This is a genomic window from Methanosaeta sp. UBA356, from assembly GCF_002496465.1.
GTDB classification, from domain to species: Archaea; Halobacteriota; Methanosarcinia; order Methanotrichales; family Methanotrichaceae; genus Methanothrix; species Methanothrix soehngenii.
Window position 1 is genome coordinate 1 of the sequence record NZ_DAKC01000103.1, and the last position, 10,433, is coordinate 10,433.

General features: G+C 53.5%; 12 protein-coding genes and 2 tRNA genes. 7 read left to right on the forward strand and 7 right to left on the reverse strand.

All coding sequences use genetic code 11. The features are described from left to right. Positions 1-226: 226 nt before the first annotated feature. Both BP727_RS09555 and BP727_RS09560 read right to left on the reverse strand, forming a co-directional pair. Positions 227-421: a hypothetical protein gene (locus BP727_RS09555; RefSeq protein ID WP_286858549.1), complete on the reverse strand. Its 195-nt coding sequence runs from the start codon at positions 419-421 to the stop codon at positions 227-229. A 1-nt stretch (position 422) separates the two neighbouring features. Beyond that, positions 423-767, reverse strand: a complete 345-nt coding sequence (locus BP727_RS09560; RefSeq protein ID WP_286858551.1) for a hypothetical protein — start codon at positions 765-767, stop codon at positions 423-425. 101 nt (positions 768-868) lie between these two features. Between BP727_RS09560 and BP727_RS09565 the strand changes: the two genes are divergently transcribed. Continuing rightward, on the forward strand, positions 869-1,045 hold the full coding sequence (locus BP727_RS09565; RefSeq protein WP_286858553.1) for a hypothetical protein: 177 nt from the start codon (positions 869-871) through the stop codon (positions 1,043-1,045). 95 nt (positions 1,046-1,140) lie between these two features. Here BP727_RS09565 and BP727_RS09570 read toward each other — a convergent pair. Then, positions 1,141-1,213: transfer RNA gene (locus BP727_RS09570), tRNA-Asp, on the reverse strand. Positions 1,214-1,221: 8 nt separating this feature from the next. After that, positions 1,222-1,329 (reverse strand) — tRNA-Tyr (locus BP727_RS09575). Positions 1,330-1,442: 113 nt separating this feature from the next. Between BP727_RS09575 and BP727_RS09580 the strand changes: the two genes are divergently transcribed. Both BP727_RS09580 and BP727_RS09585 read left to right on the forward strand, forming a co-directional pair. Further along, positions 1,443-1,973 carry a metallophosphoesterase gene (locus BP727_RS09580; RefSeq protein WP_013718842.1) on the forward strand — a complete coding sequence of 177 codons (531 nt, stop codon included), beginning with the start codon at positions 1,443-1,445 and terminating at the stop codon, positions 1,971-1,973. Further along, entirely contained in the window at positions 1,970-2,425 is a 456-nt protein-coding gene (locus BP727_RS09585) for a methylated-DNA--[protein]-cysteine S-methyltransferase (RefSeq protein ID WP_013718841.1), read from the forward strand. The genes BP727_RS09580 and BP727_RS09585 overlap by 4 nt, the downstream gene beginning before the upstream one ends. Before the next feature lie 28 nt (positions 2,426-2,453). On the opposite strand, the gene BP727_RS09590 is transcribed toward BP727_RS09585, so the two are convergent. From BP727_RS09590 to pstB, 3 genes are read right to left on the reverse strand one after another with little or no spacing between them, the layout of a single operon-like run. After that, positions 2,454-3,458: a phosphate uptake regulator PhoU gene (locus tag BP727_RS09590; RefSeq protein WP_273277876.1), complete on the reverse strand. Its 1,005-nt coding sequence runs from the start codon at positions 3,456-3,458 to the stop codon at positions 2,454-2,456. Positions 3,459-3,465: 7 nt separating this feature from the next. Further along, complete coding sequence (gene phoU, locus BP727_RS09595; RefSeq protein WP_273277875.1) at positions 3,466-4,119, reverse strand: phosphate signaling complex protein PhoU; 654 nt, start codon at positions 4,117-4,119, stop codon at positions 3,466-3,468. Between the two features lie 21 nt (positions 4,120-4,140). Then, entirely contained in the window at positions 4,141-4,887 is a 747-nt protein-coding gene (gene pstB, locus BP727_RS09600; protein ID WP_013718838.1) for a phosphate ABC transporter ATP-binding protein PstB, read from the reverse strand. Positions 4,888-5,066: 179 nt separating this feature from the next. Here pstB and thsA point away from each other — a divergent pair, with 179 nt between their 5' ends. The 4 genes from thsA to dnaJ form a co-directional block, all read left to right on the forward strand. Continuing rightward, positions 5,067-6,707, forward strand: a complete 1,641-nt coding sequence (thsA, locus tag BP727_RS09605; protein WP_273277874.1) for a thermosome subunit alpha — start codon at positions 5,067-5,069, stop codon at positions 6,705-6,707. Between the two features lie 68 nt (positions 6,708-6,775). Then, the gene (locus BP727_RS09610) at positions 6,776-7,297 is read left to right on the forward strand and encodes a nucleotide exchange factor GrpE (protein ID WP_273277873.1); all 522 of its coding nucleotides are present in this window, start codon (positions 6,776-6,778) and stop codon (positions 7,295-7,297) included. An 88-nt stretch (positions 7,298-7,385) separates the two neighbouring features. Further along, on the forward strand, positions 7,386-9,254 hold the full coding sequence (gene dnaK / locus BP727_RS09615) for a molecular chaperone DnaK (RefSeq protein ID WP_013718835.1): 1,869 nt from the start codon (positions 7,386-7,388) through the stop codon (positions 9,252-9,254). Positions 9,255-9,327: 73 nt separating this feature from the next. After that, on the forward strand, positions 9,328-10,433 hold a 1,106-nt coding region (gene dnaJ, locus BP727_RS09620; protein ID WP_286858559.1), incomplete at its 3' end, for a molecular chaperone DnaJ.

Consider the following 10,433-nt stretch of genomic DNA (forward strand, 5'->3'; position numbering starts at 1 on the left):
CAAAGGCGAATAGGTCCTTCTGGAAGAGTTCGGCGAAGAGTTCCACTGTCTCTTTGCGGAGGTCTTGCATAAGCTCTATGGCCTCATCCATCCTGGCCAGGCGCTCATGCACGTGGGCGGCCATCTCCATATCAAGGGCGGCCATTACCACCACCCCCATATAAAAAGGAGGTAGAGGCCGGCTCCGGCTACCCCGAGGTTGAAGAGCTTGAAGAAGGCGCTCATCTCAGACCACCGCCTTAGAGCAGAATTCAGCATCAAGCTTCTTGTAGATCTCTTTGATCCTGGCGACCATCGCCGCCTCATCCACTCCGGACAGGCTCACCTCAAAGGCATATCCTCCCTTCTGACCACGTTCTACCTTGATCCTCAATGGCTCCGGGGATGGCCCGGAGCTGTGGAAGTGCTCAACGCGATCCATCTCAGATCGCCTCCACCGGGCCGTGTGCGCCCTCCGGCCACCCTGGCAGGCTAGCCCTGAGGTCTATTGTGGGCTCCTCTACTGGTTTGGGCTTGGGGAAGTACTTTCTGGAGTGCTTGCACGGCTGGCCGGGATGATATGTGGCCGCCGGGCAACTGCAGGATTTGGGTGTGGTCACATAATAGGCGTCCTTCTTGTTATTGAGGACCAGGACCATTTCACCAGTGAGCCTGTAGAAATCGGGCATCTCCACCGGCTGCTGTCCGTGGTTATGGTAGGTGATCAACTGCTCAACTGCTTCCCGGCTTTGAGTTACCGGGCTTGATACAACGAGTTTGTTCAACATTTCAATTCGCACCAAATACTACCCTATGCCCCTCATATATAAAACTATCTAGTGCGATCCAGTAGGAAGATATATAACCGAGTAGGAGAATAATATAGAGCATGGCTTACAAAAAGATCAGCATAAGCATAGATGAAAGGACTTATGCAGAGGCAAAAGAAGCTGTGGAATCTGGAGACTTCAGAAGCTATTCACAGCTTTTTGAAGATGGTGTTAAAAAAGTACTGCAAGAAAGACGTTTAGAGAAAAGCGGAAACCCTTGTGAGGCCTCCGCTTAACCCTAAGTCATTCCTCTTCGTGGTGCGAACTGAAATGACCGTGATTTTATCAGCTTAAACCCTTTCCGCTCTGCCTTTCTTTACAGGTAATAATACGCCCGGACCGGGATTCGAACCCGGGTCGAAGGCTCGACAGGCCTTCATGATGGGCCACTACACCATCCGGACACAACAGATCCCGCCTCCCAGATTCGAACCGGGGACATCGCGGTGACTGCGCGTAGCACCTCTACGGTGCGAGACATACTACAGCCGCGCACTCTACCAGGCTGAGTTAAGGCGGGCCTCTCGCTACCAGGTTAGTTCTTGTACTTAGATCTTTCGGGCTGGCCCAGATGCGACTGCGAGCATGAGCGCAACTGATAAGAATGCTCCAATTGTGGCATAAAGGGATCTTATGTTGATTGGTATTATGTCCGATGCCCATGACCGATTTCAGGGCGTCAAGGATGCCCTGAGGGTCTTCTCCTCCAGAGGTGTCTTTATGATCCTCTTCGCCGGAGATATGATCGGCTCAGGCAACTGCTATACCTTCGAGGGCCTGAATATCCCCATAAAGCTGGTGTATGGCAACAACGATGGGGACCGGGTGGGCCTGGCCAAGGAGTTTGCCCGGGTGGGCGGTGAGTATCTGGGAGACTTCGGAGAGGTTGAAGTGGATGGCTTGAAGATCGCCCTTATGCATGGCACAGAAGAGCCTCTGGTGAGGGCAGTCCTGGCATCCCAGCTCTATGACGTCCTCGTCCGTGGGCATAACCACATCTTTGAGGTATCCAGCCATGGCAGGACCCTGCTGGTCAATCCGGGAGAGATCTGGGGCCACCTCACTGGCTACTCTACCGTCGCCATCTTCGACACCACCAGCAGGGAGGTGGAGCGGGTGGAGCTCGGCCGGTTTAAGACCTACAGGGAGATCATCAAGGGATGACTAAAGGCGCTTTTGTCACTGCCCTTGACCTCTACATAATTGTGGAATGCTCGGGGCAGAAGGTCAAACGAATCTATCTCTCCCAAGGGAGCCCGGACGAGCCCTCTCACCTTGCGGAGAGAATTGCCGCTCATTTGGAGAAGGGTGCGCCCTGTCCCTCTCCGGATCTGGATATTTCCAGAAGCACTGATTTTCAAAAGAGGGTATACTCAGTGGTGCGGGGGATAGGGCGGGGAAAGACTCTGACCTATGGGGAGGTTGCCTTTCTTGCCCAATGCCCGAAAGGCGCAAGAGCTGTGGGAAGTGCCATGGCCACAAATCCATTCGCCATACTCGTTCCCTGCCATCGTGTCGTTGCCCGGAAAGGCTTGGGGGGCTTTGCCTGGGGTCTGGAGGTCAAAGAGAGGATGCTGGCCCTGGAGAGGAATGATGCAGCGGAAATGACGAAATGAAAACGAAGCAGAGCGATCTGTTCCGCAATCAACCCTTCTCCGCCTGCTTCGTAGAGTGACTGAGGTTGATGGTCAGTTCACCGATGTTCATGATATAGTCGAACATCCTCTCCAGGCTGGCAGCCAGGACAAGACGCTCCAGCATCTCCGACTTTCCCAGGCTGTCCGAGGTTACTGTTATCCTCGCGGCGCTCTTTTGGATCTCTCGGATCAGATCTATCATCTCATTGGCCTTGTCTGAGTTGGTCTGCAGTAGATAAGATATGGCGTCGTCGATAAATCCGCACAGCTGAACCTCCATATCCATCAGCTCCTCTTTCAGGTCATCAGCCAGAGTGCAATTATACTCTCTGGCGATCTGGGCAATCCTATGGGCGTGATCGGCAATGCGTTCCAGGTTTGAAGCCGCCTGCATGTAGTTGAATGCATGGATGGGGTTTTGTGTCTCCTGCTTAACCGAACCGGTCCGGAGTATCTCGGTGAACTGGCGGGAGATGAGGAGGTTGAGCCGGTCCACATCGTCATCCCTCTGAATCACGTCCATTGCCAGTTCATCCTGGTTGTTGTTCAAGAGGCTGGTAAAAGAATCATGAATCATGGATTTGACCACCGTCCGGATCCTCCTTAAGGCCTTCTCGGACTGAAGCTCCTCCGAGCTCAAAAGGTCCTGAATTACCACCTTATTGATGGTCTCCTCTAAAATCTCAGGCCCTATGAGCTTGTTTACGATCTGATGCAGATCCTTCTTCTGGGCAGATGACATATGAGGGCTTGTGACCTCAATGATCCTGTAGCCGCCAACATAGCATCCGATGATGTCTCTGATCAGATCATCTCCCGTCTTCTCCCCTATATCCAGCTTCACTCTCAGATCCCTCTCCGAGCGATCGGTGGATAGGGTTAAAGCCCCGTTATCCCCCTGATTGATGTAGACTATTGAGCCAGCGGCAATCCCGTTCTTCGTGGCCCAGGTTTTGGGGAGGGATACGATGAATGTGGACTTGCCGGTCCTCTGCACCTTTCTGGTGTCCATGAACCTCCTAATTCAGGTGTTCCCTTTTTGCTTCCACTATGTAGACGATTGTCTCACAGATGTTGCAGATGTGGTCGCCCGTCCTCTCCAGATGCCTGTTCACCATGAGCAGCGAGGTCCCTTCCTTTATCACTTCAGGCTGATCGATTATGATTTTCAGAAGCTTATCCCTTGCCTTGACATACAGCCCATCGATCTCATAATCCCACTTGGTGATCTGCCGGGCCATATCGGCGTCGTCGTTCATCAGGGCCTCCATCGATTCCCTGAGCATCTTTCTGCTGATCTCCGCCATGCGCGGTATGAACTCCAGCTTGGTTATCTCGTTATGGGACTGGGCGGCAACTCGAGCTATGTCCACAGCCAGATCTCCTATTCTCTCCAAATCTATGCCTATCTTCAGGATTCCTATGATCCTCCTCAGATCCCTGGCCATGGGCTGCTGAAGCACCAGGAGCTCCATGCATAGGTTCTCGATCTTGATGCTCAGGTCGTCCACTTCCTGATCATTCTTTATGATCTCTCGTGCCAGGTCAACATTTGAATCGGACAGGGCGATAACGGATTTTTCTATGGCCTCGCCCACATGATCGGCGAGATCCTTTGTCAAGCTTTTTAGATCTGAAAGATCTTTGCGATACCGCTGTCTATAAGGGATCATTCGCTCCTTCCCCACCAGGACTCATCCAAACCGTCCGGTGATATAATCCTCGGTGCTCTTCATCTCGGGCATTTCAAAGACATGCTTTGTCTCTCCTACCTCGATCAGCTCGCCGAGAAGGAAGAAAGCAGTGATGTCAGAGATCCTGGCAGCTTGCTGCATGTTGTGAGTGACTATTATCTGGGTGTACTCTTCCTTGAGGCTCTCCATGAGGCTCTCGATCTTGCCGGTTGAGATCGGATCTAATGCACTGCAGGGTTCATCGAACAAGATAACATCAGGCCGCATGGCCAGGGTCCTGGCGATGCATAACCTCTGCTGTTGGCCACCTGATAGGCCCAGAGCAGGCTGGTCCAGCCTCTCGCTGACCTCCTCCCAGAGGGCGGACTCCTTCAGGCTGCGCTCCACTATCTTGCTAACATTTTTTTGTCCATGAATCCGTGGGCCGTAGGCGATGTTGTCATAAATGGACATGGGAAATGGATTAGGCTTTTGGAATACCATACCTATTCTCTTGCGCAGCTCTACCACGTCTGTATCTTTTCCATAGATGTCCATATCATCATAAAAGACCTTGCCTTCGATTCGAACGCTAGTCACGAGATCGTTCATCCGGTTCAGGCAGCGAATAAATGTCGACTTTCCGCAGCCTGATGGGCCGATGAGAGCAGTTATCTGCTTTTCCGGTATCTTCAGGGAGATGTCCTTGAGAGCCTGCTTCTCCCCATACCAGAGGTTCAGGTTTTCCGAGACTATCTTAGAGGTCAAAGCATATCCCTTTTAGCGTTATCTGCATATGTGCATCCTTGATTGAGGACTCGCTATATAGTTCTTCCTATATAGACTATATGTTAACTGAGCTAAATAACAATGAAGATAGCAATCACGCGAATTCTTTATATAGAACTTTAAACTCGTACTAAGAAAAAGTCGGGGAGGACTAAGGTTTGGCAGGTTTGAGCGGAGTACCAGTAATCATATTGAAGGAAGGAAGCGAGCGAGAGAGCGGGAAGAATGCTCAGCACAGGAATATTTTAGCAGCAAAGGCAGTCGCAGAGGCTGTGCGGACTACTCTTGGGCCGAAGGGCATGGATAAGATGCTCATCGATGGCAGCGGTGATGCGACTATAACCAATGACGGAGCTACAATCCTCAGAGAGATGGATATAGAAAATCCCGTGGCCAAGATGATCGTAGAGGTGGCAAAAGCCCAGGATGATGAGATTGGGGACGGAACCACCACCGCAGTGATAATTGCCGGAAAGCTGCTGGAGAAGGCGGAGGCACTCTTGGAGCAGGATGTCCACCCCACGGTTATTGTGCAGGGATACAAGCAGGCGGCCGCCAAGGCGCAGGAAGTATTGAAGAAGATGGCAATAGATGTCTCCGGAGACCAGGAGATGCTCCTGAAGATCGCCCGGACCTCTATCAGGGGAAAAGGCACTGAGATGGCCCTAGATAGGCTCTCTCAGATATCCGTGGACGCCGCGCGGGCCGTGGTGGGATTTGAGGGCAAGGACATTGAGGAGAATATCAAGATGGTCCATATTCCTGGAGGCAGAATTGAGGAATCATCCATAAACTACGGCATTGTGCTGGAAAAGGAGAGAACATCTCCTCAGATGCCGAAGTCAATTAAAAATGCCAGGATTATGCTTCTTGAGGGCACCTTAGAGCTGAAAAAGCTTGGAACTGATGCCAAGATTACCATAACTGAGGCCAAGAATCTATCCTCTTTCAAGGAGGGCGAGGAGAAGATCATCAAGGAGCAAGTCGACGCCATTATCGCCACTGGAGCCAATGTGGTCTTCTGTGAGAAGGGAATTGGAGTGTTCGCCCAGGGCTATCTGGCCAATCGCGGAATCCTGGCTGCCCGTCGGGTTAAAAGAGAGGATTTGAAGATGCTGGCCCTGGCAACAGGGGCGAAGCTGGTGGGAGATGTAATGCAGCTGCGTCCAGAGGATTTGGGATCTGCAGCCCTGGTAGAGGAGAGACGGGTGGGCAAGGAAAAGCAGATGATCTTCGTTGAAGGCTGCGAGAAGGCTAGAGCGATATCAATCATCCTTCATGGGGTCTCGGATCAGCTCTTAGAAGAGATGGAAAGGGCTCTGGACGATTCGCTCAATGTGGTCATGGATGTCATTCGGTCCGGAAAGATCGTCCCTGGTGGAGGAGCCCCGGAGATCCTGGTGGCTGAGAATCTGAGGCAGTACGCTTCCACTCTGGAAGGGAGGGAGCAGCTGGCCATCAGAGCCTTTGCCGATGCCGTGGAGGCCATTCCATTTACCCTGGCCGAGAACTCAGGATTCGATCCTGTGGATTCTCTTGCCGCTCTGAGAGCCAATCAAGGTGAGGGCAAGATCTATGGATTGGACATCGCATCCGGCAAGCCAGCGGATATGATGGCCCAGGGCGTGGTGGAGCCTTTAAAGGTGAAGACCCAGGCCATTAAGTCTGCAGCGGAAGCCGCTACCATGGTCCTTCGGGTGGATGACGTCATAGCCGCCAAAAGGGAGGAGATGACGCCCAAACCCGGTCAGAGCCCGCATGACTACACCATGCCCCAGATGCCAATGCCTCACTATTGAGGGAACCAGGCGGCTTTTGCCTATCCTCCCTTTTGATCAAATGAACAATGATACTTCGGGTGGAGCAAATGGATGACGATACAGCAGTAAGCGCTCAGGATGAAGAGGAGGATGAAAGCTCCTTAACTGCCAGAATAGATGAGCTGGAAGGGAAGCTGGTGGAGATGCGGATCCTGTCTGAGGAGCGCCTCGATCAATTGATGCGCTGCCGTGCAGATCTCGACAATCTGATGAAGCGATCTGTTCGGGAGAAGGAGGATACAGTTAAATATGCATCAGAAAAGCTCGTCCAAAAGCTTCTCCCCGTGCTCGACAGCCTCGAGCAGGCGGCAAAGCATGACGAGGGCCAAAAGGTGCTCCATATGCAGCTTCTGGGAGTGCTCTTTACGGAAGGTCTCGTTCCCATTGAAGCGGTTGGCAAGAAGTTCGATCCCTACCGGCATGAAGCATTGTTTCAGGTGAAGAAGGATGATCTGGAAGAGGACATAGTGGCCGAAGAGATACAGAAAGGCTATCTCTTCAACTCTCGGGTCATTCGCTTCTCCAAGGTCGCTGTGAATAAGCCCCTGAAGGCAGAAGGCTGTAAATAGGGCGGGTTGAGATACAATTGGAAAGATATGATGATAGGTTTAAATATTTACAGAGTAGTAGCATTTACTAAGTTCAGGAGATGAAATCTTGTCAAAAATTATTGGTATTGATCTTGGAACCAGCAACTCGGCAGCAGCAGTTCTGATCGGCGGCCGGCCCACAATAATTCCCAGCGCAGAAGGGACAAGCATCGGTGGCAAGGCTTTTCCATCCTATGTCGCCTTCACCAAAGATGGTCAGGTTCTGGTCGGCGAGCCGGCAAAGAGGCAGGCTGTAACCAATCCAGATGGAACCGTCCAGGGAATAAAAAGGAAGATGGGCACGGACTACAAGGTCAGGGTTTTCGACAAGGAGTACACCCCTGAGGATATCTCCGCCCAGGTCTTGCGAAAGATCAAGACCGACGCCGAGACCTATTTGGCTGACAGCGTGGATAAAGCGGTGATCACCGTTCCCGCCTACTTCAATGACAACCAGAGGCAGGCGACGAAGGATGCTGGTACCATCGCTGGCCTGGAAGTCGTTCGCATAATAAATGAGCCTACTGCAGCCGCCCTCGCCTTCGGCCTGGATAAGGTGGGCGAGCATAAGATCATGGTCTTCGATCTGGGCGGAGGCACGCTGGATGTCACCATAATGGAGATCGGCGAAGGAGTTTTCGAGGTCCTGTCCACATCGGGCGACACCCAGTTGGGTGGTCGGGATATGGATGACCGGCTGACCAACTATGTGCTGGACAGGTTCAAGCAGGAATCTGGAGTCGATCTGCGTGGCGACTCCATGGCCATGCAGCGTCTGAGGGAAGCAGTGGAGGTGGCGAAGATAGAGCTATCCAGCGTCCTGCAGACCAACCTCAATCTGCCCTATATCACCGCCGATGCCAGCGGCCCCAAGCATCTGAGCATGACCATAGCCCGCTCCAAACTGGAGGAGCTGGTAGCAGATGTGCTGGAGCGCTGCCGTGGTCCCATGATCCAGGCTCTTAAAGACTCCAAGCTGGAGAAGTCCGATATCGGCAAGATCATCCTGGTGGGCGGACCGACCAGGATGCCAATGGTCCAGGAGTTCGTTAAGAACTTCCTTGGAAAGGATATCGAACGAGGAGTGGATCCCATGGAATGCGTGGCTATGGGGGCAGCGATTCAGGCGGGCGTCCTGGGTGGAGAGGTCAAGGATCTACTGCTATTAGATGTAACGCCTCTCTCTTTGGGTATAGAGACCCTGGGAAGCGTCACCACCAAGCTGATCGAGAGGAACACTACCATTCCCACCAGAAAGAGCCAGATATTCACCACCGCTGCCGATAACCAGACCAGCGTTGAGGTCAATGTCCTTCAGGGAGAGAGGCCCATGGCCCAGGATAATGTCTCATTGGGAAGGTTCACCCTGGTCGGCATCCCTCCTGCGCCAAGAGGCATACCTCAGATCGAGGTCACATTCGATATCGATGCCAATGGCATCATTCATGTCTCAGCCAAGGATCTTGCCACCAAGAAAGAGCAGAGGATCACCATCACCGCTCCCCATAAGCTGAGCCAGGAGGATATCGACGCCAAGATCAAGGATGCTGAGAGGTTTGCCGCCGACGACCTGAAGAGAAAAGAGGAGATTGAGGTCAAGAATGCTGCTGAATCTCTGATCTATGCCTCGGAGAAGATGCTCAAAGAGGCAGGCGACATAGCCACAAGCGAGCAGAAGGAGAAGATCGAGAAGGCCATCAGCGACCTGAAGAACGCCCAGACCGGCGGAGAGATCTCCGAGATCAAGGCCAAGACGGAGAGCTTGCAGAACGCAATCTACGAGCTGTCTGCCGCCATGTACCAGAAGGCGGCGCAGGATCAGCAGGCCCAGCAGGGACAGGCAGGCCAGGGCTCAGGCCCGGAGGCGGGTCAGGATTCCACAGGGCAGGATCAGACGGTGGACGCAGATTACGAGGTAGTAAACGATAAGAAGTAAATTGGAGAATAAACTATAAGGAAGAAAAGGGTGCTGGAAGACAGGGAAACCAGAAGAAGGAACTGACTGTACCATGCCGGATAAGAAGGACTACTACGATGTGCTTGGGGTATCCAAGGATGCCAGCGAGAAGGATATCAAGACCGCCTACCGCAAGCTCGCCATGAAACACCACCCCGACCGGTCAGACGATCCCGGGGCGGAGGAGATGTTCAAGGAGCTTTCTGAGGCTTATGCGGTCCTGTCCGATCCGGATAAGCGGCAGAAGTACGACCAGTTCGGCCATGCAGGAATCAACAGTCAGTACTCGCAGGAGGACCTGTTCCGCGGAGTGAACTTCGAGGATCTTCTTCGGGGCTTTGGCGCGGGCGGAGAGAGCATCTTCGATATGTTCTTCGGCGGTGGGGGAGGACGGCGGGGGCCGGCCAGGGGCCGGGATCTGCGCTATGATATCGATCTTACCCTGGAGCAGGCGTCACGCGGCCTGGAGACGACTATAGAGGTTCCGCGGACGGAAAACTGCCCCAAGTGCCAGGGCAGCGGGGCTAAGCCCGGCACAAGTCCCGTGACCTGCAGCACCTGTCGGGGCTCGGGCCAGGTAACCCGGGCCCAAAACACCCCCTTCGGCCAGATGGTCACCTCCTCCACCTGTCCCAAGTGCGGCGGCCGGGGAGAGCTCATCACCAGCCCCTGCGAGGACTGCAGCGGCACGGGACGGGCAAGAAAGGCTCGCAAGATCAATATCAAGATCCCGGCGGGTGTGGAGGATGGCCAGCACCTCAAGCTCCGCGGCCAGGGGGATTCTGCCGGCCCCAAGGGCGTCTCCGGCGATCTTTATGTGGTCATAAATATCCAGCCTCACAGACTCTTCCAGCGGTTGGATAGCGATCTGATCATGGAGACTCCTATCAGCTTCACTCAGGCTGCTCTGGGAGCGGATCTGGAGGTCCCCACCCTGAACGGTCGGGCCAGGATCAAGGTGCCTGCAGGAACTCAGACCGGGACGGTCTTCCGCTTGAGAGGAAAAGGCATGCCCAGGCTGCATGGCACCGGCTCAGGCGATCTGCATGTACGGGTCAAGATCAACACTCCTGCCTCTCTCACCGCCAGGCAAAGGCAGCTATTGGAGGAGCTGGCAGAGGAGTTCGGCGAGGCGAAGCGATCTTCCACTGAGAAGGA